The following is a 21,925-nucleotide window of genomic DNA, read 5'->3' on the forward strand; positions in this document are numbered from 1 at the left end:
TATTACCTAATAATTGGATGGTGCGTTACGCTACGCTAACATACCCTACTATAGTAATCCTAATAATTCTTAACTATGTCTACAATTTCTCATTTTTTAGTTGGTATTCCTGGTTCTGGAAAGTCTACTTTTGCTAGTCAATGGTTGCAATATGATCCTAATTGTGTAATAGTCTCTACAGATGCTATTCGGGCTGAGTTGTTTGGTGATGAAAGTCAACAGGGTAACTGGAGTTTAATTGAGCAAGAGGTATTGAAGAGGGTTAAAGCTGCTGTTGCTGCTAATATTTCTGTGGTTTATGATGCCACTAATTTTAAGCGATCGCACCGCATTGATATATTACAAAAGTTTGCTAACGTGGGTGCAGATAAGTGGATGGCTTGGTATCTGAAAACGCCGCTAAAAGAATGTTACCGCAGAAATCAACAGCGACAACGCCAAGTTGACGAAAATATCATTGAGAGTTATGACAAGTCTTTAAAACAATTTGAACCGATTGAAGCTGAAGGTTTTAGTAGAGTAACTGCGCTTTCAATGGTAAATGGTGAACATGATTTTTCTGTAATTCAAAAACAAATTAAAAGTTTACCTCGTTCTATTGTAAATCGTCGTAATTGTAGCCGCAAGAAAATTTTACATCAATATTCTGGTTTAATTGATTTTGAAAGATTGATGTATTTGATTTCCTTAATGATTAAATTTCCTGGTGTGGGTTTATTCCATGAGACTAATCCTAATTTTTTACAAAAGTTAGTTGGTAATACTGTAATTACAGATTCTTTATCTGAGATATCAACATTAATGTCAAGTCAATATCATTCTATTTATGCTCAAACAGAAGCTTTAGCTAATGATTTAGAATGGTTGGAGAAAAATGGGATTATTGGTGAACAAGGGTTAGATAAAGATATTGAGGTTGATGATTATATTGGAGACGTTAATAAATTTGAAGCACATACCTATTCTGATATTGATACATTTATTAGGCTCATAAAAATTATTCGTTGTTTAGTACATTACCCTTATTTCCGCTATGAAGAGGATGAGAAAAAGGTTCAAGAGATGTTTTTTAAAAGTTTAGAACCACATATTTACGGTATTACCCAATCGACACTTCGCCGAGATATACAGGTAGCTTTACACCCTTATAAAATCTTACCAAATACTACCATGAAACGTGCTTATTTTGTTGGCAATGCGGTTTTGAATAAATATGAATTAGAACAGGTTTATAAAGTTCTCCATTCTCAGGCTAAAGATTTAGAAGATCCGATTGCTTTATCTACTTATGAAGGGATTGAGAAAAAGTTAGAATTGAGTCAGATATTACGTTCTGAAGTGTTTGCTGATGATTACCGAGTGCGAGCGATCGCTAATCAGCCTATAGTTGATATTAATCAATTACCAGACTCCGCAGCTTATAAAAAACTCGATGATCTCACTACAGCTATTGTATCAGGTAGAGCCTTAGAAATTAACCGACTTTCCCACACAGGACGTTATGCTGATAATCCCCATACCAATCAGCAATTTGTAGTTTGGCCGCTACAGATTGTCTTTTCTAATATAGGCTGGTATTTAGGCTATGAATGCAAAGGTGGAGATGCTGATAAATTATTCAAGTTTGACAGATTAGACCGGATATATATTAGCAGTTTTTCATCAAATATTCGGAGTTTAGATGAACAAAAAAAAGCATTGTCTCAGTTAGAAATTTTATATAAATCCAGTTACAGTTTACACTTAGGTAATAGCGTTGACAACCAACAAAAGTATTTAAATAAAAAGCAACGAGATTCGGTAGAAGTAGAACTACAAATATGGTGTAAAGAGAACATTTTTAATTTTATTAGTGAAGGGACAAAACGAATACCTACCAATCAAATTAAAATGTCTAAACGACCAGGGATAAGAACATCAAAATCAGAAAAAATTTTTGTTTTACCAACTACAGGTGATGCAGATTATCCTTATTGTTGTCAACTTACTTTACCCTATTGGGCAATAGAAGATTTTGACCTCAAGCGTTGGATTATTGGTTTTGGCAATCAAGTAAAGGTTGTACAACCAGTAGAAATTGTTCAGCAGATTAAATTACTAGGAGATGGAGTTAGTAAATTATATAGTTAAGTCGATCATTCGATTTTGGATTTTGAATTGACACCACAAATAAATTTAGAAAATAGATCCCCGACTTCTTTGAGAAGTCGGGAAACTGGGTATTCTATTTTTTAATATCAAAACTATTTTTCACGAGAAATTTGTTTAATGTGACCATCCATTGCTGACTGCTGTAGTTTAAAAAAGGCGTTTAAATCTTCTAAGTCATACGTGCCTGATAGTAACTTCCTTAATTCATTTTCTGCTTCTAAACTTAGATATCCTTTATCTAATACCTGTTTGACGATTTGCTGAATTAATCCCATATTACTATTTCATAGAGAGTTTAATTAATTACATCAAATTTATTTTGCAGTAGAGCAATAATAAAAGCAGGACTAATTTAACAAATGTTTTTCATCCTGGTTATAGCTTTGTATTGAAAGAATTTTAAACCTACTAGATAAATCTATGTAATTTTTGCAGAGAAATAGGAAAAGGTATACTCACTGGATGCGAACAACAAATTACCAACAAATTAAAAGCGATCGCTCTATTGTACTTCAGAGGCGATCGCCTATTAACGAAAATTCTCCTACATCTTGTCTTCCCTTCAAGAAACCGCCGCTAGGGGCAACCGAGTCGTAGAATGTGGATGAGCAAACACAGTATGGGGTAGAACTCTCAGCACCTCCTCTATCGTCGTCACTCCAGTTGTCACCTTCTGCACCGCAGACATCCGAAAAGAAACAAAATTGATTTCTTGGAGATAACGATTTAACTGAGTCATAGTTCCTTCATAAATTAATTCTCGCACCCGATCATCAATATCCAACAACTCCACAATGGCTTCCCGTCCCAAATAGCCAGAATTAAAACACTGAGGACAGCCTCTACCTTTTTTCCAAGCTTTAGTTGTTGCTGGTGTGGGTTCTAAACCGAGTTTACGCAAATCAGCCATAGTTGGGGTATAAGGTTCTGCACAGTGGGGACATACCCGACGCACCAAACGCTGTGCCACAATACCCAAGAGGGCATCACTAATTAAACCAGGATCAGGTCCAATATCTTTCAACCGGGGAATTGTCCCCACAGCATCATTAGTATGTAAGGTAGTAAACACCAAATGTCCAGTTAAAGCCGCCCTAATAGCCGTTTCTGCCGTTTCTGCGTCTCTGACTTCTCCTAACATGATCACATCAGGGTCTTGGCGGAGAATCGCCCGTAAACCCGCTGCAAAGGTCATTCCTGCCGCTTCATTTACTTGAGTTTGGGTAATTCCTGGTAACACATATTCTACTGGGTCTTCAACTGTCACAACATTGACTGATTCTTTGGCGACATACTGCAAGCTGGTGTACAGGGTGCTAGTTTTACCCGAACCAGTAGGACCTGTGAGAATAATCATCCCTTGGGGCTGACTTAACCATTTTTTGTATGTCTGCAATGCAGTCTCAGCAAAGCCCAGTTTATCCATGTCGGTGTAGGGGTTGCGCTGGGGTAATAAACGAATCACTACCTTTTCACCACCAACACAGGGTAGGGTACTGACTCGCATATCTAAACCCAGGTTAGATGAATCACCAGAGTTATACTTTTCTCCAATTCGTCCATCTTGAGGACGACGGCTTTCGGCTATATCTAACTCAGACATAACTTTGAGGGCAACAACTACTCTCCGACTTAATTCTAGGGGTAGAGTAGTAATAGTTCGCAGAACCCCATCTATGCGATAACGGACTCTTAAGCCCTCTGGCATGGGTTCTAGGTGGATGTCGCTGGCACGGTTACGTAAAGCACCACTAATAATGGTTCTGACTCTTTCAATTTGGTCTGTAGCCTTGCCAAGATAGAGTTCTGTGATTTCGGAAATATCCTCTGCTTCTGATTCTTTGGTTAAGGGATTAACTAGAGTATCACCATTGATTTTACTGAGGTCGAGGTTTTGGGTAATATACCACTGTGTATAACTTTTTTCGGTGATATTAATGATTTTGATATTTGTGTGAGTGCGATCGCTCAACTTCTGAATTACATCTGCTGTAATATCAAGTGGACTACCTAAATAATAGCAATTACGCCACAGCAGTAAAGGAATTACCAATGGACGTTCTGTGAGATTGGGAAAAAATTTGAAAAAGCGGCTACTGACATCAGAATCTAATAAATCTAGGTTAACTGTTCCTGTTTCATCTATTAATAGTTTAATTGCCTGTTCATAGTTAATTTTACCAGATTTTAATAGTTGCCAAGGGGATAAAGTATTCATGTTAGCTTGCATAGATTTTTCTCCTTCACATTAGTGGTTAAATTAGTAAAAGTAAAACTCAGATTGACTGATGAGTCCAACTGAGTTGATTACACCAGTTTTCACCTAGTTAGACCACAGTAGAGACGGTGCATACAACGTCTCTACAAGGGTTTTAAAGATTGTTTTGTGGTTCATTTGCCTGAAAATCGCTGTAAGTCACAATCTAATAGGACTTACGCAAAAGAACGAAAAAATAAGGTTTTCATAGGATAGGTGAATGGAATGAGAAAAATCCCTACACCCCACACCCAGTCATCACCGATCAATTCTGTGCGTAAGTCCTGTCTAATTAAAAACTGCCTCAGAAGAATTGAAAGGTTTATGGTGAGCATTGCCCACCATAATGAAATTGCAAAACTTCTTCTTTAAATCCGCACCTACAAAATTTTGGATTTAGAATCTTTAATTAACGTCTTAAAACTGTTCCCCGATGTTGGCTCATTGGTTTGGTTGTTGAAGTATCAAGGCTTGGTAAATTTGGCGCACCATTAAATCGAACTCCATTTGCATCGGTAAAGGGAATTGATGCTCCTTTACATCCAACTCCATTATATGCAGCTATATGTATATGAGCATAACCATTTCTTGTTGTATATCTCCTGACCGTACCTATCACTGCATCCTGATTTACCCGTCCTATAACCTTGCTTGATGGAACCATGTGACCAATCATAAAGCTCTTAGTTCGAGAATCATTTGTCAGACAGACAAGATCATCTGCCCAACTCACTCTTTCAGTATTTCCAGCCACTGGAGCCAAGATTTGATTACCCGCAGATTTATTAACATCATTAAGGCTATAACACCCTCTAGATCCCCAAGAATTATTTTCTACTGTCAGATCTAGGGAGTAGATATTGTGATAATTAGCATTTTCATAATAATGGCTGGCTCCACCGCGATAACCTTGACAAACATACCAGGTTTGACCACTTCTAAATGGTAAGTTGATTTGCCCATTTGTAGAAGTTACACCTCCTCCATTACTGCTCCTCCAACGCTGATTTCCATTATTAGCATCACAAGTCCAGAGGTGAACTTTTCCTGAATTATCTCTTGTGGGAGTATCAACACAAAGATTTGTACCTGCTCGTTGGATTAAATTATAACCATCGCTAACAGGGATAATTTTCCAATTCTGATCAGGGTCACTCGCATTACAAGGCCACACATTCATCTCTGCACCATTCCAGAGATAATGGGCATTTAAACAATTACCAGTAGAACGATGTTTCAATAAAATACCACCAAGATTACCAGATAATCTATCAAATATTTGATCAGAATCACTATCATTACGTCGATAGATTGACATTCTGGGTTGACCATCAATACGTCGGAAATAATTATTAGTATTTAAAGCCATTCCTTCCCGCACAGAAAACGTTTCTCCAGCTTGAGCCGATGATAAACCAACAACAAGACCAACTGTTGTTAACCCAAGAATTTTACAAATATCATTAAACATCTTTTTCTGACTCCTGTTAGTTTGACATAAAGCAGTATTAACAGATAGGTTTTTTACAACTGCGGTTTTTTGATGGTTGTTAGACATAAATTTGTACTCCTTGGTAAATTTGCTAAATGGACGTTTGATAGCGTTAAATAATGCAGTTCCTAAACCAGTGGATTGGTGATTTTTGTTAGCCATGATGATTTAATCCCTTTGGATTTAATATGGTGATGAGCAAGATTGAAATTAAACATTGAGTAGGAATTGAGCAATACTAAATCTGTACAAATGAAAGCTTTACTTCCTTTATCTGCAAATTGGTTTATTAGATGTGATTAAAAAACTTTGTAAAAAAATCAGGACTTACGCAAAATGTGACCGAAAACCTGATTCTTTCTTAGCAGTAATTCATGTAGCTTGCTTCCCGAAGGGTATTACAGCTACTATTGTGGTCTAACTGTGAGAGAAGGAGAAACTTTTTTAGTTGACTTTTTAGGTGAATAAATATGCGCTCCCACTTTTTTAGCCATGTCTGTAGGTAAACAAATTACATCACCATTCTTTTGTCTACATAAATTATTTTCCGATAAATAAGGTCTTTCCCATGTTTCCCAACTCAATGTAGAGAAAATACTTTTCATTTTTGTAGCTTGCTCTTCGGCTGGTAATAAATCAATGTCATCATAACCACCTGCATAAGCTTGATTTGTTGTCAAATATAAGCCGACGAATATCAAAAAACAGGATGGAATAACCCACTTCGTAAACGTTTGAGTTGGTTTCATAATTGCTATTTTTTGTACTAATTTAAGAGTGTGTCGTTCAATCAATCTTGTCTGGGACCGATAGTTTTAATTATGGCAACTGTTCAATTCTTTTGGGGAATACTGATGCGACTGTCGAAATACTCTCTTACTACATAAAATCAACGAACTTTTAACCATCTTTTTTTTATTCATTAGTTTATTGTTCAAGTAAATTGGTTTGGGGTTGATGGTTTTCATTATTGCAACTGTCTAGTTTGCTTTCAAGATTTTCCCGCGCTTAACGAAATACTCTTTTTCTACATGAAATTACCCAAATTTCAATCCTCTTGTTTTTTGTCATACTTGATTAGCGTGCTGTTTAAGCAACTTGGTCTTGAGGAGAGCAACATTCTAGCATTCATCCAGCAGGGATATACACACTAACTATTATTAGGACTTACGCAAGTGTCACACTAAACATCTATTTTATGGTGCGTCAGATGTAAATATCTGTTTATTTGCCGGATTTATAAAGTCTGACGCACCCTACTAATATGCCAGTTGCGTAAATCCTGATTATATTATTAAGTAGTGGTAATTCATGAATTACCACTACTTTCGTTCTGTTTTGCATAAGTCCTGGAAATCTTGCTGTTTAATAGGTTAACATCTCAATTCGAGAAATCAAAAGCTGAAATTATAATTTGTGCTATGGCTTTTATGCCTTCTAAATTAATTGGAAAAGAATTGGCACAATGAAACAAATTCACACCTAAGAGTTTAGTTACATAAGCTTTATGGCTAAGGCTAGGTTGAGGTGCAATTCCATGATCATAGTCTTCTTGCCAGTCTAAAAGAGTATCAAAATAATTTCCGGCTTTAGCAAACGCATACAAAAATCGGCGTAGAATGATAAAATTAGCAGGTTTTTCTGAATATATGTGAAAATTCAACAAATCTAAAAATAGATTAGTTCCATCAATAGCAGACGTTTCTCTCATTTCGCAGAAGTGTTGAATATCTACTGTTTCATGTTCATTAATCATAGTTTGGCAAAGATTAACTAGAGTATGATTGATAGCTTTTTCATAACCTTTATCTAACAATATATCTGTTAAAATCGTTACTGCTTCACTTTGAACCCCTGCATCAGAGAATGGTTTATTTGTGCGTAGATAATCATTCAAAGTATTCATAATTATTACTCTCCATCTACAATGTCATCAAGAATTTTTAAAGCAAATAAAGCCAAAGCGATATCAAAGGTCAAAATCTCTACTTTGTTAACATCTATTAATCCAAACACCTTGATTAGTTGTTGGACAATTAAAGCAAAACGATAATATCTGATAGCTTTGGGATGGTAAAGTTGAGAACGAATATAGGTGAGGGTTTCAGGTTTAATATTACGTTGTGTTAATAAAATTTCTACATTTTTTTGAAATTGGGCAATGAAAGCAGCTTCATTAGGAATTAGAAAATTGCTTTTGGTAGGGATAGGAGATTTGACAGAAGATGAAGGTTTTAATTGCATATATTCACCTGAATTTGAGTATTGCGATTAACCATTAATTCATCATTTCATCTAGCCTTAATAACCATATCCATAATTACTATGGTTTCATTAGGATTTATTTGTCCAAATAAAATTAAATACAGCAAAAATCCTAAAACTTAATTTTTGACCATCTCCTGCTGCTAAATATTGTCTTCTTTAAGCCAGTTCTGTCTTTAGTTGATGGTTTTGATTATGACAATTTTCTGATCTACTATCTATATATTTAACGCTAAGGTCAAAACCAATACTTTATATACGCAAGTAATGAATAGCTGAGTAGGTTAGTTTTAGGAGCTTTAACCAAGTTACTGAAGCCATAACCCAACATTTACAGGACTTGGATTACTCTTAACGAAATTATATTTTTTGTAATAAATATTACTGGCTTTTCAACTACTTAAGTATTGCTTTCAACGATGGAGTAGGTATGCAATATAGCAACCACCGTAAATATAAGTCCAACATCTTGCCCATCATAACCTAGAAGCCTGTACTACATCAATCAACTCATTACTCAACTCATTACTTCCAGTTCACAACTCATCACTCAACTCATCACTTCCAGTTCACAACTCATACCTCAACTCACATACCCCCCTGACATCATAGAAATAGGTGATAGGTGATTAGTGATCAAGTTCTCATCTAATCCTGTTCATCCTTAAATCCTGGACATCCTGATTCAGACAATCAAATTATGACTTTTGACTTTTGACTTTTGACTTCCCGAAGGGTGTCCTGGACATCCTGATTCAGACAATCAAATTATGACTTTTGACTTTTGACTTTTGACTTCCCGAAGGGTGTCCTGGACATCCTGATTCAGACAACTATTAATCATGACTTTTACCATCGAAGAACTGAGATTCGCATGGTTGCAAGTGCGGTTAGGGACGAAAAATGCTGGTGTAGACGGTATCACCTTGGACTTTTTTGCCAGTATGGTTAACAACCAACTGCAAATTCTCCAAGACCAGCTACAACAACAACTCTATCACGCCTATCCGGCTAAGGGGTTTTACATACCGAAAAAAAGCGGTGGTAAACGCCTAATTGGTATCCCCACAGTCCGGGACAGAATTGTGCAACGCTTTCTGCTAGAAGATTTGTATTTCCCCTTAGAAGATACTTTTCTTGATTGTAGTTATGCTTACCGTCCTGGTCGTAACATTCAGCAAGCAGTTCAACACCTGTTTTCTTATTACCAACAGCGTCCTACTTGGATTATTAAAGCTGATATTCAGCAGTTTTTTGACAATCTTTGTTGGGCGGTGCTGTTCACTGATTTGGAGGAATTAAAACTAGAATCTCATATTTTGGAACTTCTAGAACAGCAAATTAAAGCTGGTGTTGTCATTGCTGGTAAAACAATTTTCTCTGGTCAAGGAGTTTTACAAGGTGCAGTTTTATCCGGGGCTTTAGCTAATCTTTACCTCACGGAATTTGACCGTTTATGTCTAAGTCACGGTATTAATTTAGTCCGCTACGGTGATGATTTCGCTATTGCTTGTGAAAGTTGGGTACAAGCTAACCGCATCCTTGACCAAGTTACCAAGTGGTTAGGAGGTTTGTATCTCTTTTTGCAACCGGAAAAAACTCAAATCTATGCCCCTGATGATGAGTTTACTTTTCTTGGTTATCGCTTTGTTAATGGTGAAGTTTATGCACCACTACCACCAGAAATTAAAAATGGTCAATGGGTAAGTAATGATTCTGGTACACCTTATTTTCGTCTGCATCAACGCCCAGCTAAATTTGCTTCTCGTCCGCCCAAGGCTTGCAGTATTGTTAAGCCCGTGACAATTCCTTCAGCCCCTGTTTCCCATTATTGGATTAACGAAATGAGTACACTTTATGTCACTGACCAAGGCGCGTATTTGAATGTTTACCACCAACAGTTTCAGGTGCTATACAAAGGAGAATTGAAGCTGAAAATTCCCGTAACTCGTGTTAGTCACGTTGTCTTATTTGGTTGTTGTAATTTATCACATGGGGCGGTTTCCTGTGCTTTGCGGAGTCGCATTCCGGTGATGTATCTTTCCCAAAAGGGTAAGTATTTTGGTAGGTTGGAAACCGAGGGACAAGCAAAGGTAGAATATTTAGCGCGTCAGGTGGAATGTTGTCGAGATATTCAGTTTACCAGGAAACAAGCAGAGGCGATCGTTTTAGCCAAGCTGCATAATTCTCGTATCCTATTAATGCGGTTAAACCGTCGTCGTCCTACGGATATGGCTACCCAAGCTATTGATACTATAGAAATGTTGATGGACAGGTTAGCTTTTGCAGAAAATATGGACGCGCTGCGCGGATATGAAGGGAAAGCAGCTACTGTTTATTTTCAAGCTTTGGGTTCTTTGTTTATGGGCTATTTTGCTTTTGATAAACGTACCAAGCGTCCACCCACTGACCCAATTAATAGTTTACTCAGTTTGGGTTATACTCTATTGAGTCAGCAAGTTTATTCCTTTGTCCAAGCTGTAGGTTTACATACGCACTTTGGTAATTTGCACGTTCCCCGTGATAATCATCCCGCTTTGGTGTCTGATTTAATGGAGGAATTTCGCGCCCAAGTGGTTGATTCTTTTGTGAGTTATTTGGTGAACAAAAAGATTTTAACTCCTGAAGATTTTACTCCTCCTGATGAACGTGGTGGTGTATACTTACATCCAGATGCGTTGAAGAAGTTTCTCAAGCATTGGGAAGAAAAGTTACAAACTGAAGTCACACATCCTCACACGGGTTATAAGGTTGCGTATCGTCGTTGTATTGAGTTACAGGTGCGTGAATACATTGCTTGTTTGATGGGTGAGGTGGAAGTTTACCGCCCTATGGTTTGGGAAAAGTAACAATGTGATACCATTCGTGGGATAGACACAATGCCTGAAACCCTGATTCTTTCGTTCTATCCCACGAATAACTCTCCTGGTAAGGGTTTGATGCGGGTTAAGATAGAGTTTATTGATAGCTTTTCTCAATTATTTAGGGTAAAATTTGCATCCCACGAAAAAGTGTTGTAGAATTAGCTCAGGGTAAAGCTTTCAGGCGGTAGCCTTTGGCTTCTATGAAGTCGAATAAAAATGGAAACGTTGTTTATAATAAAATTTTGCAACTTCGATTCAAACTTTGGCTTCTATGAAGTCGAATAAAAATGGAAACAGTTTGGTTGTAATCTTCTCTAATGATTACTAAAGAATTTCTTTGGCTTCTATGAAGTCGAATAAAAATGGAAACTATAGATTCAGATGAATTTTCACTGTAAAAACCGTCAGCTTTGGCTTCTATGAAGTCGAATAAAAATGGAAACAAGTAGTTTTGGCATCTCTGTAAATTACTACATCAGATGGCTCTTTGGCTTCTATGAAGTCGAATAAAAATGGAAACGTTAGAAAAACCTTTGACTGATAAATCCTTTTCTATTTCTTTGGCTTCTATGAAGTCGAATAAAAATGGAAACTGGTAAGAGGTGATTTGAAGAACATTGAGGGTTTTTCAGCTTTGGCTTCTATGAAGTCGAATAAAAATGGAAACTTGACCCCCCATTTTCGGTAGTCTGAACATCCAAGACTTTGGCTTCTATGAAGTCGAATAAAAATGGAAACTTTCAATTTTGATTTCTTCTTTCCCGCAGATTTGGACTTTGGCTTCTATGAAGTCGAATAAAAATGGAAACATTTGGTTGTAGTAGCGGGTAATGGCTCTGCATCAGTGGACTTTGGCTTCTATGAAGTCGAATAAAAATGGAAACTGGTCAATATATTACCGTCAGCAGAACGGAATTTAAATCTTTGGCTTCTATGAAGTCGAATAAAAATGGAAACTATTTCCTTGAAAGGAATTGAGTCTACCTATTATTAATACTTTGGCTTCTATGAAGTCGAATAAAAATGGAAACCAATGTTTCCATTGACTTTGGAGTAATTTTCTCCAGCTTTGGCTTCTATGAAGTCGAATAAAAATGGAAACTTGATTTTTTTACGCAACCAACACAGGGGGTGCAGGTCTTTGGCTTCTATGAAGTCGAATAAAAATAGAACTCTTGTTAAACTGTAGGCGTAATGCTAAACCCCTAAATTTTGTATAAAAATTTATAAAAAAACACCCGGATATAACAAAGTTAATACCGGGTATTTTTGCAAGTGTTAATTAACTGAACGCAGGTGTTTCCATTTTTAATCAACTTCACAAGAAGCCTGTCAATTCAAAGTTTGACTTGTCAGGGAAGTTTTGACAGTTGGTGCATGAAAAAGGATTGCAAAAACAATCTTTTCGTTTGTTTGGCGTAACACTTGCAAATAAGCAACAGCATCATCACGGCGGCGAAATCTGGCGACAATAATATATTCTTGATTAACCAGATAACGAACAATACACCACGGATGCAACTGCTCTGAATAAGTCATATTATCCTCCTGACAACTATGGTAAAATCACCATATTTTTGACTTTGAACTGACAAGAGTTACTGTAAGTCAAGAGGCAATTGATAAGACAGACCAGGATGATATTGACAATTAATTTTTCATGTGCATAACTGCGAGTAAGATTTGCACAACTTGGTCAGGTATTTCTTCAAAATGCTCTAGCAAAAAATCCATGAGTGCTAAGTGACGCAAATCATTAAACTGAGGATAACGTTGCAACTTTCCTTGTTGAAACCACCCTCTGACAGTAGAATCAGAACGTTGGCAGATTTGGGCAATTTGTTCATAACTGACAGCCCATTTGGCATAAAATTCTTGGGGTGTCATGCTAAATTCCCAATTACTGTAAAGGTTAATAAGACGGATTTCTCTTGCACCTAAAGAACGGGGTTTAGACACCATTTCATATTTTCTCCATCTGACGCACCTGACAAGCAGCATTGAGATGAAAGTTGATAACTAATGAGAATCTAAACTTGTGACGATAATGCTCTTATTCTCTGCATATTGCCAAAAGAATCTTTTCGCCATAGATGCAGAAGAACCCCAAATATCACCTCCTTTATATCTATATCTATGGGTTCTTAAACTGCGGTAAGCTGGACCTGATTCAGTTAAAATCTGAAAAGCTTTATGATATTGTTTACGGTCTTGTGGTGATAACTCGTTAAGTTGTTGCTGGGCTTTTGATGCCAAAATGAGATGAAACTGAATTACTTGATGAGACAAGGAATAACCTCTCCCTAACCCTCTCCTACAAGGAGCTACCGTGTACACACAAGTGATCGAATCGCCCCCTAACCCCCAATTATGGGGGAACAAGAATTTTCAAAGTCCCCCAAGTTTGGGGGATTTAGGGGGCAGAAAAGGCTCAAACGCAGACAGGTAGGATTTGTGTGTACACCGTAGCCTACAAGGAGAGGGAACAAGAATAACTTTTATTGTTATTTACTCTTTCAAACTCCCCATTCCCTTATAGGGAAGGGGTTGGGGGGTTAGGTCTTAAACAATGAAAGCAGAGTCATCAATTGCTAACGGTGGTTGAATTCCCAGGACTACAACTTTAGTACGGGTATTAGCTGAGAGAGGATAAAAACGAACTTGGTCTTCTCGTTTGTTAACCAGTCTGAGTAGACGTTGGGAGAGATTTTGGTATTGTTTTTCGTCTAAAACGCACTCAAACACTGATTTCTGTACCCGCAGTCCGTAAGCTTCTAGAAGTTGGGAAATTTTTTGACGACGGCTGTTATTTACAATGTCATAGCAGACAAGGTAAAACATCACCGTCTCACCATCATTAACGGTATGGCTTCTAGTTCTTGAATAATGTTGATATCGGTTTGACTGACTTGGGTTGAGACCAACATCGGACGATAATGTTCTACATCACCCAACAAACAAGCAAGATATTCCTGCACTTGTAATTGCAAACATTGACGATATGTAACCTCACCTGCACGAGGATGGTTGACAGTAGTTTTTAACTTTTCTTCCCAGTGTTGGAGGAATAATTTCAAAGCATGGGTGTATAATTCTACATTGCCTTGAGAATCAGGAAGGGTAAAATGTTTTAAAGTGATGATACGGGAGTTGAGTAAATTAACTACCAATTCATCAACCAAGGGGGCGCGGAATTCTGCCATCAAATCACAAGCTAAAGGAGAATTATTATTGCTTTCTTGGTGCAAGTTAGCCCAGTCAGGATGTAAACCCGCAGACTTGAGGAAGCAGTGAATTTGTTGCTGTAACAGTGCATAACCTATATTAAAAAGCACGTTGATTGGGTTGGCTTTGCAGCTGCTACGACGTGGGAATTTGAATTGGTGGGGGAGGATAAACGCAAAAGCCGGATAGTAAAAACTAGCTGCACTGGTGGCGTATTCCCGCAACTCTTTGAGAGAGTGGGCTGTGGCTAAATCATCCATTAATAGGGTGAGAAAGTTTTCAGCCAATTGCAAACTAGGGTTAAACTGGCGAAGAGTAGCATTTTTCAGGAGAGTGAGTTGGTTGTGCAGTTGCGCCCACAAACAACTTTCACCAGTAGCGCGGATAAATTCGCTGTCCTGGGAACGCTGGACTTGTTTGGCTAAATATTTGGCTGTGTGGTTGGTATCGGTTTCTAATCTGCCGATATATTCTCCTTGGGAAGTGAGAAATAAAGTAGGAATTTCCTCTGACAACAGCAGTTTGACGGTTTTGGGAGTAATGTGAGTGTGTGTGAAAATAACAATTTGGCTAATTTGGGAAAGAGATAATGTCAGTCGTAGTTCTTGCTGTTGCCAAACATTGAGACTTTTGCCTTGGATTTTCAGTACAGCGCCTGATTCAGTGATGTAAACAGTAGGCATAGTTTGGTTAATAATTAAGGATGAAAAACCAGGAGTTACAAAAGAATTAACCAGTTGTTGGCATCTGTTTAATTACCAATTTGTGTCTTCTGAACTCCTTAATTTCATGTTCTCAGGTGGGTATTTGAGTTGAGTTATGAGTTGCTCAGTAATAGTTAGGAGTTGAGTTATGAGTTGATATAGGAACAGTCAAAAGTGAGAGTCAAAATATTTGATACTACGGTCTAAAAGTGTATAAGTTATAGACATAAATTATAAAACTCTTATGGTGTGGGTATATTACCCGCTAACGTTGTACTCACTTAAAAGAAATCTGCTGTCAATACTTGTTGGTTAAGCTCAAAACAATGAAATTATGCAGGTAAGGTTGTAGAACGTAAACGTATCTCTGCGAGACACTGCGTGAACGCCAAGCAATGGAACGTTCGCGTAGCGTGCCGTAGGCATAACCCAACATTTACAAGGATTTGTTGGGTTTCACTTTGTTCAACCCAACCTACGAAAATCCTTAACCGAGCAGTATTGAATCTGCTATAAATCTTGTTGACATAAATATCTGATTTCGGATATGAGTTAAACAGGGTAGCGTTATTATTTAGACTATGGCGGGGTCAAATCGTTCTATTGCGGCATCACCTACAGGCATCCAACAGGCAAAGCAAGCATTGAGACTGCGAAATTTTACTCAAAAATCCCTAGCTTTAGAAACGGGTTTGAGTATAACAACTGTGCATAATTTTTTTCATAGTATCCCTATTTATCGCACTAATTTTGAAGAGATTTGCACATTTCTAGGATTAGATTGGCAGGATATCGCCACATCTATAGACCAACTTTGGAAACAACTCCAAACATTGGGTAATGTGACAGAAAAAATGGGATTAGTTTTAGTTGAAGAACAAACTTTAGGTTGGGGTTGGCCGACAAGTAGCTCTTATGAAAAATTTGTGCGAATAGGTAGTTACATTCGTGTCGAAGTCAATTTTGATAATTCTGGTTATTTACTGCTGTTACAGCGCGATACATCTGGTAATATTTGGTGTTTTTGTCCTTCCTGTTTTGCCCCTCAACCACATTTAAATACAGGTAAGACTTGTTTACCTCAAGAGGGTTCAGAAATTACTTGTTTTCCCATTGAAGGAACTCCAGGTCAAGAAGAAATTTTAGCAGTCATTACTCCAAATATGCCTTCTTTAAACTGGTTGCTCCAAGCTAGTGATGAACCTTTACAATTAAAGGAAAGTCATTTACGAGAATTATTAGATTATATGAATGTGTACAAAAAATATGAAGTTTTATATACAGAATATACAGTTATAGAATAATAACCTCTCAGGTTTAGTGTAAAATTTATCTAACTTAGAAAGTTCCAAATATAAATATCCTATTTTTCAGCAGATTAGGCGCACACACAATATATTATCAGGATGACAGAAATACTCAATCATATCAATCATCTCAATTCTCAAGTTGTCCATTTAGTCAATCAAGGCAATTTAGAGCAAGCGGTGATAACTGCTCAACAAGCTGTGCAATTATGCACAAATCATCAAATAACTGAACATCCAGTTTTTGCTGATAGTCTTAACAATCTAGCTGAATTATATCGCATTCAAGGTCACTATCCAGAAGCAGAACCTTTATATCGACAAGTTTTAGAAATCAGAATTAGTATCAGGGGAAAAGAACACATTGACGTTGCTGAATCATTAAATAATTTAGGGACATTTTATTTTTATCAAGGTAAATTTTTAGCAGCAGAGCAGAATTTATTTGCGGCTTTAAATTTGTGGCAACGCTTACTTGGTAATGAACACCCCCAAGTGGCGATTGGGTTAAATAATATTGCTCAATTATATCAAGCCCAAGGTAATTATTTGCAAGCTGAAAGTATTTATGTTCAAGTATTAGAAATTCAAAATAGTTCACTTGGTTCTGAACATCCTGATATATGGCGAACTTTGAATAATTTAGCTGCGATATATGATTTACAAGGACGTTATCAAGAAGCTGAAAAAACACATTTAGCAGCTTTAGGGATGATAAAACAGTTGTATGGTAATGAACATCCTGATGTGGCTGTCAGCCTCAATAATTTAGCCGCATTATATAATTCTCAGGGTTTTTATTCTCAAGCAGAGGATAATTATTTGCAAGCTTTGGCGATTTTAAACCCATTATTAGGAGATCAACATCCTTATATTGCTGCTACATTAAATAATATTGCTGAAAATTATAAAGACCAAGGGCGTTATTTAGAATCTGAAAAATTACATTTAACTGTTTGGGAGATGAGAAAGTCTTTATTAGGAGATGAACATCCTGATACAGTCAGTAGTCTGAATAGTTTAGGAGAACTTGGTTTTTTACAAGGCCGTTATTTGGAAGCGGAAGAAAAGTATTTATCAGCATTAGCAATGAGAAGGATTTTGTTAGGAGATGAACATCCTGAAATAGCAGTTAGTTTGAATAATTTAGCGTTATTATATACAGAGACAGGACGTTATTCGGAAGCTGAACGATTGTATTTAGATGCTTTAAAAATAGGTGAAGCTTCATTAGGTCAAGAACATCCTGAAGTAGCAAATCATTTAAATAATTTGGCAGCACTTTATGAAAAACAAGGAAGATATGCGGAAGCTGAACAAATTTATTTAGAAGTTTTAAACACGAGGAAAAAGCTGTTAGGTGATGAGCATCCTGATGTAGCAGTTACTCTCAATGATATTGCCGAAGTTTATCGGCTAGAAGGGCGATATTCCGAAGCTGAAGCTATGTATTTACAAGTTTTAGCAATGAGAAAACGTTTGTTAGGTGATGAGCATCCTGATGTGGCTGTTAGTCTCAATAATTTAGCTGTATTATATAATGCTCAATCAAAATATTCTCAAGCTGAATCTTTATTTTTACAGGCTTTAGATATTGCCAAAAATTTGTTCGGTGAAGTACATCCACAAGTAGCTACTGCTATGAGTAATTTAGCTACTATTTAGGGCTTGCTGATTAAAGCTGAAACCCTGGTATAAATAGTGATTGAAGTCTATAAATGGGAAAAAAGTGCAAGGCAATCGGGTAAAATGGGTAAAAATCCTCACAAAAACATAGAAAATGTATCGAAAAATTGAAACTCTACCTACCCCCATAGAAAAGTTTAAACTGCCATTTGAGGGACAATTGGCAGAAGATAATAGATGGGTAATAATGGCAAATTTAATTCCGTGGTCAGAATTTGAAGATGAATATGCGAAACAATTCACGACTGAAATGGGCGCACCAGCAAAGTCTTTTCGGATAGCCATAGGATCTTTAATAATCAAAGAAAGATTGGGGTTAAGTGATAGAGAAACAGTAGAACAAATAAGAGAAAACCCATATCTACAATACTTTATAGGATTGAATAGCTATAGCAATGAAGCACCATTTGAGGCATCAATGTTAGTTCATTTTAGACAAAGAATAGATATAGAATTAGTGAATAGAATGAATAGAAGCATGGTTAATAATAATCAAGATAAAATCAGTGAGGAAGAAACAGAAAAAAAGTTATTAGCACTGAAGCGGGAGAAGAAAAAATAGATGAAGATAAAAATCAGGGGAAATTAAAGTTAGATGCAACTTGTGTACCAGCAGATATTAAATATCCAACAGATTTAGGATTATTAAATCAAGCAAGGGAGCAGACAGAAGAAATAATAGATATTCTGTATGAAGAATTGGATGAAAACGAAAATAAAAAACCAAGAACTTACAGAAATACAGCTAGAAAAGAATATCTAAACGTCGCTAAAAAACGACGACCATCGAAAAAACAAAAAAGAAAAGCCATAAAAAAACAACTACAATACCTGAAAAGAAACTTAGGACATATAGATAGACTAATAGCAGTGGGAGCCAAGCTGGAGTGGCTAAGTAGCCAAAAACATAAAATACTATTAGTGGTAAATGAAGTATACCGACAACAGTCATTCATGTATGAAAATAGCCTGACTCGTGTTGACGATAGAATCGTGAGTTTAACACAACCTCATGTCCGTCCAATTGTCAGGGGAAAAGCTGGTTCATCAGTGGAATTTGGAGCTAAGTTATCAGCTAGTTGTTACGAAGGATACGTATTTTTAGACCGGATTAGCTGGGATAATTTTAATGAATCAGGTGACTTAAAATCACAAGTAGAAGCGTTTAAAGCTGCGACAGGATACTATCCAGAATCAGTACATGTAGATCAAATTTATCGAACCAAGGATAATAGAAAATGGTGCAAAGAAAGAGGGATCAGAATTAGTGGTCCACCATTAGGAAGACCACCAACAAATGTCAGCAAAGAAACCAAAAAGCAGGCACAATTAGACGAGAGAGATCGTAATTGTATTGAAGGTAAATTCGGAGAAGCCAAAAGAAGATATAGTCTTGACCGAATGATGAGTAAACTTTCTAATACTTCAGAAACAGCCATTGCCATAACTTTTCTAGTCATGAATCTTTCCGCATTACTGCGGCGGATTATTATGACTTTTTTTTGTATCTATTTTAGAAAATACTATGTTTTTCCTATTTTTAGATTTGGATGATTAGAAAATATTATATTTACTCAAATTACTTCATATCATGAATTATGTTTTCACTTACAAGCATTGTTAATTGATTCTTGGTCTGGCTTAAATACGACTTTTTCAGCAAGCCCTATTTATAGTTATCAAGGGCGGTATTTAGCAGCAGAAACAATACATTTAGAAGTATTAAAAATTAGAAAATCTTTATTTGCTAAAGAACATCCGCAAATTGCCCGCAGTTACAATAATTTAGCTGAAATCTATTTTTCTCTGGGACGTTATCAGGAAGCTGAAAAAAATTATAGGGCTGCTTTGGAAATGAGAAAAAGCCTATTGGGACAAGTGCATCCTGATGTGGCTACTAGTCTTAACAATTTGGCTACTATATTAACTGCTACAAATAGCTATACAGAATCTTTATCTTGCCGAGTACAAGCCAGTTATATTAATGATAAATTGATTAGTAAGGTGTTTGCTTTTAGTTCCGAAAGCGATCGCCTGGCTTTAATTGAGAAACTGCGGGTTAATTTTGATTTGTTTCTCTCTCTTGTCTATCGACACTTATGGAATAAGGAAGATGCAAAGCGGGAAGCATTAGATTTTGTCCTCAGACGCAAGGGGTTAACAGCTACTTCTGTGTCTGCTCAAAATCAGGCTTTGTATAGCGATCGCTATCCTCATCTGCAAACCCAGTTTCGTCAACTCTGCGATTTAAATACCCAATTAATCAATTTAACTTTTTCTCCACCGGCAAACGGCAATTTTACAGCATATCAAAGCCAACTCAGTCAACTGGAAGCTGAGTATAATATTTTACAAAAATACTTAGCATCGCAAGTACCGGAAATTCAAGTTTCTGCACAAATAGCAGATCGTTGTGCGATCGCTAAAGCATTACCAGCCAACTCAATTCTAGTTGAATTTGTCCGCTTTGATGTCTTTGATTTTCAAGCAGTCCCAGCCAAAAAAGAGCAGCAATGGCATCCTTCCCGTTATCTAGCATTTGTTTTACCCTCTGGACAACCAGATGCAGTGGAGATGATAGATTTAGGGGAGGTGGAAGTTATTGATAACTTAATTGGGGAATTGCAAAAACAAGCTTCTGACTCTACTCAAGCAACACTAGGATGGGGAAAATTTGCGGCTGTACCAAAATTACCAATTAAAGCATACAACCCGACTGCGGCTATTCAACTGAGTCAACTGTTATTTCAGCCTATCCAGGAATTCTTCAAGGGTTATCAACATCTGATATTTGCACCAGATGGTAACTTAAACTTATTGCCCTTGCAAATATTACCATTAGATGATGTGGGTACATCCCTGCTAATGGACAAATATACGATTTCTTATTTAAACGTGGGGCGGGATATTATGCGATGCTTACAGCAAGCGAAGCTATCGCAAATAGCAACATCGCGGATTGCAGATTCACCCCTAATCATAGCAGATCCAGATTTTGATTTAGCTGTTGAGTCCACCAATCAAACAGTACCAAACCAAGATAGCAATTTACAAACACAGCCACAAACAGCCAATGTTGAATTTATCCAAACTCTTGATGGTGAGACTTTATCTCGTGCTGCGGGTACAAAGTTTTTGGCTGAAAGTGTGGCCAAAAAGCTCAAAAATGCACGTTTGTATTTGGGAACAGATGCACTCTTCACCCACTTAACAAGTAGTAAGTGTCCCAGTATCATGCTTATTGCTACCCACGGTTTATTTTTACCAAACTCACCACCTGCACCACTACAGATACAAAATGAGGAGTTAAACCAGAGTTTTGCAACAGCTTCACTCTCTTCTGAGCAAAAGTCTACACCAACCAGACGCTACACCAACGCTATAGGTATCGCCAACGCCAAAAATCCTATGCTGCGTTCCTTACTGGCTTTAGCAGGTGCTAATACTTGGTTAAATGGTGGAACTTTGCCACCAGAAGCGGGGAAAGGTTGTGTCTTTGCTCAAGATATCGCCAATTTGGACTTATGGACAAATGAACTCACCGTTTTATCTGCCTGTGACACAGCTAAAGGTGATATTAGAATTGGCGAAGGTGTTTTTGGCTTGCGTCGCGCTTTTACAGTCGCTGGGACAAAAACTCTGGTGATGAGTCTGTGGAAAGTACCGGATAAAGCCACAGCATTGTTAATGGAGCGTTTTTTTGATAACTTCCAATCGGGAATGCACTATGTAGAAGCCTTACGCAATGCTCAAAATTATATCCGCAATCTGACAGTTAGGGAATTGAGACAGTCTAGTTTGGGAATAGAAATATTGAAGGAACTGTTAAAAGTTAGGGACTTGTCACCACAAAGTAAAATTGATTGTCAGGAAGAAGATACTCCCCTTAAGCATCCTTTTTACTGGGGAGCTTGGATTTGTCAAGGTGCGTTAGTTTAATCTAGAATGAGAGCAATTTTCTATCTTCTGACATC

General features: G+C 37.1%; 18 protein-coding genes and 1 CRISPR repeat array. Of the genes, 7 read left to right on the forward strand and 11 right to left on the reverse strand.

Features of this window, described 5'->3' with window-relative positions; genetic code table 11:
• Window positions 1-75: 75 nt before the first annotated feature.
• Entirely contained in the window at window positions 76-2,130 is a 2,055-nt protein-coding gene (locus ACLLO5_RS26670; RefSeq protein WP_413176308.1) for an AAA family ATPase, read from the forward strand.
• Window positions 2,131-2,243: 113 nt separating this feature from the next.
• Here the strand turns inward: ACLLO5_RS26670 and ACLLO5_RS26675 are convergent, their stop codons facing one another.
• Window positions 2,244-2,426 carry a hypothetical protein gene (locus ACLLO5_RS26675; RefSeq protein ID WP_413176309.1) on the reverse strand — a complete coding sequence of 61 codons (183 nt, stop codon included), beginning with the start codon at window positions 2,424-2,426 and terminating at the stop codon, window positions 2,244-2,246.
• 187 nt (window positions 2,427-2,613) lie between these two features.
• On the opposite strand from ACLLO5_RS26675, the gene ACLLO5_RS26680 reads away from it, so the two are divergent.
• The gene (locus tag ACLLO5_RS26680; RefSeq protein WP_413176310.1) at window positions 2,614-2,748 is read left to right on the forward strand and encodes a hypothetical protein; all 135 of its coding nucleotides are present in this window, start codon (window positions 2,614-2,616) and stop codon (window positions 2,746-2,748) included.
• On the opposite strand, the gene ACLLO5_RS26685 is transcribed toward ACLLO5_RS26680, so the two are convergent.
• The 5 genes from ACLLO5_RS26685 to ACLLO5_RS26705 all read right to left on the reverse strand — a co-directional run bounded on the left by ACLLO5_RS26685 (window position 2,714) and on the right by ACLLO5_RS26705 (window position 8,144).
• A complete protein-coding gene (locus ACLLO5_RS26685; RefSeq protein ID WP_413176312.1) occupies window positions 2,714-4,381 on the reverse strand; it encodes a GspE/PulE family protein in 1,668 nt (555 codons plus the stop codon). The genes ACLLO5_RS26680 and ACLLO5_RS26685 overlap by 35 nt on opposite strands.
• Before the next feature lie 436 nt (window positions 4,382-4,817).
• Window positions 4,818-6,062 carry an RICIN domain-containing protein gene (locus tag ACLLO5_RS26690; protein ID WP_413176313.1) on the reverse strand — a complete coding sequence of 415 codons (1,245 nt, stop codon included), beginning with the start codon at window positions 6,060-6,062 and terminating at the stop codon, window positions 4,818-4,820.
• A gap of 245 nt (window positions 6,063-6,307) precedes the next feature.
• Entirely contained in the window at window positions 6,308-6,580 is a 273-nt protein-coding gene (locus ACLLO5_RS26695) for a hypothetical protein (protein WP_413176314.1), read from the reverse strand.
• A gap of 701 nt (window positions 6,581-7,281) precedes the next feature.
• Window positions 7,282-7,806, reverse strand: a complete 525-nt coding sequence (locus ACLLO5_RS26700; protein WP_413176315.1) for a hypothetical protein — start codon at window positions 7,804-7,806, stop codon at window positions 7,282-7,284.
• A gap of 5 nt (window positions 7,807-7,811) precedes the next feature.
• A complete protein-coding gene (locus ACLLO5_RS26705) occupies window positions 7,812-8,144 on the reverse strand; it encodes a hypothetical protein (RefSeq protein ID WP_413176316.1) in 333 nt (110 codons plus the stop codon).
• 863 nt (window positions 8,145-9,007) lie between these two features.
• On the opposite strand from ACLLO5_RS26705, the gene cas1 (ACLLO5_RS26710) reads away from it, so the two are divergent.
• The gene (gene cas1 / locus ACLLO5_RS26710) at window positions 9,008-11,014 is read left to right on the forward strand and encodes a CRISPR-associated endonuclease Cas1 (protein WP_413176317.1); all 2,007 of its coding nucleotides are present in this window, start codon (window positions 9,008-9,010) and stop codon (window positions 11,012-11,014) included.
• A gap of 204 nt (window positions 11,015-11,218) precedes the next feature.
• A CRISPR array of direct repeats spans window positions 11,219-12,203; the repeat unit is 35 nt; unit sequence CTTTGGCTTCTATGAAGTCGAATAAAAATGGAAAC.
• 158 nt (window positions 12,204-12,361) lie between these two features.
• On the opposite strand, the gene ACLLO5_RS26715 is transcribed toward cas1 (ACLLO5_RS26710), so the two are convergent.
• The 5 genes from ACLLO5_RS26715 to cas1 (ACLLO5_RS26735) all read right to left on the reverse strand — a co-directional run bounded on the left by ACLLO5_RS26715 (window position 12,362) and on the right by cas1 (ACLLO5_RS26735) (window position 14,937).
• Window positions 12,362-12,568 carry a hypothetical protein gene (locus ACLLO5_RS26715; RefSeq protein WP_413176319.1) on the reverse strand — a complete coding sequence of 69 codons (207 nt, stop codon included), beginning with the start codon at window positions 12,566-12,568 and terminating at the stop codon, window positions 12,362-12,364.
• A gap of 111 nt (window positions 12,569-12,679) precedes the next feature.
• Window positions 12,680-12,988, reverse strand: coding sequence for a hypothetical protein (locus ACLLO5_RS26720; RefSeq protein ID WP_413176339.1), 309 nt, complete (start codon window positions 12,986-12,988; stop codon window positions 12,680-12,682).
• A gap of 60 nt (window positions 12,989-13,048) precedes the next feature.
• The gene (locus ACLLO5_RS26725; protein WP_413176320.1) at window positions 13,049-13,318 is read right to left on the reverse strand and encodes a hypothetical protein; all 270 of its coding nucleotides are present in this window, start codon (window positions 13,316-13,318) and stop codon (window positions 13,049-13,051) included.
• A gap of 273 nt (window positions 13,319-13,591) precedes the next feature.
• Window positions 13,592-13,870: a CRISPR-associated endonuclease Cas2 gene (gene cas2 / locus ACLLO5_RS26730; protein ID WP_413176321.1), complete on the reverse strand. Its 279-nt coding sequence runs from the start codon at window positions 13,868-13,870 to the stop codon at window positions 13,592-13,594.
• Window positions 13,870-14,937, reverse strand: coding sequence for a CRISPR-associated endonuclease Cas1 (gene cas1, locus ACLLO5_RS26735; RefSeq protein WP_413176322.1), 1,068 nt, complete (start codon window positions 14,935-14,937; stop codon window positions 13,870-13,872). The genes cas2 and cas1 (ACLLO5_RS26735) overlap by 1 nt, the downstream gene beginning before the upstream one ends.
• 602 nt (window positions 14,938-15,539) lie before the next feature.
• On the opposite strand from cas1 (ACLLO5_RS26735), the gene ACLLO5_RS26740 reads away from it, so the two are divergent.
• From ACLLO5_RS26740 to ACLLO5_RS26755, 4 genes are all read left to right on the forward strand, one after another.
• Window positions 15,540-16,262 carry a DUF4384 domain-containing protein gene (locus ACLLO5_RS26740; RefSeq protein ID WP_413176323.1) on the forward strand — a complete coding sequence of 241 codons (723 nt, stop codon included), beginning with the start codon at window positions 15,540-15,542 and terminating at the stop codon, window positions 16,260-16,262.
• Window positions 16,263-16,364: 102 nt separating this feature from the next.
• Window positions 16,365-17,930 (forward strand): tetratricopeptide repeat protein, encoded by a 1,566-nt coding sequence (locus ACLLO5_RS26745; RefSeq protein WP_413176324.1) that lies wholly within the window; start codon window positions 16,365-16,367, stop codon window positions 17,928-17,930.
• A 115-nt stretch (window positions 17,931-18,045) separates the two neighbouring features.
• Window positions 18,046-19,505, forward strand: a protein-coding gene (locus ACLLO5_RS26750) for an IS5 family transposase (RefSeq protein WP_413176325.1) whose coding sequence is annotated in 2 segments (ribosomal slippage) — window positions 18,046-18,510 and window positions 18,513-19,505 — 1,458 coding nt in all. Because the reading frame shifts where the segments join, the coding sequence is not laid out codon by codon here.
• Window positions 19,506-19,568: 63 nt separating this feature from the next.
• Window positions 19,569-21,890 (forward strand): CHAT domain-containing protein, encoded by a 2,322-nt coding sequence (locus ACLLO5_RS26755; RefSeq protein WP_413176326.1) that lies wholly within the window; start codon window positions 19,569-19,571, stop codon window positions 21,888-21,890.
• Window positions 21,891-21,925: the final 35 nt, after the last annotated feature.

Source organism: Anabaena azotica SJ-1, from assembly GCF_047275885.1.
Taxonomy (GTDB): Bacteria; Cyanobacteriota; Cyanobacteriia; order Cyanobacteriales; family Nostocaceae; genus Trichormus_B; species Trichormus_B azotica_A.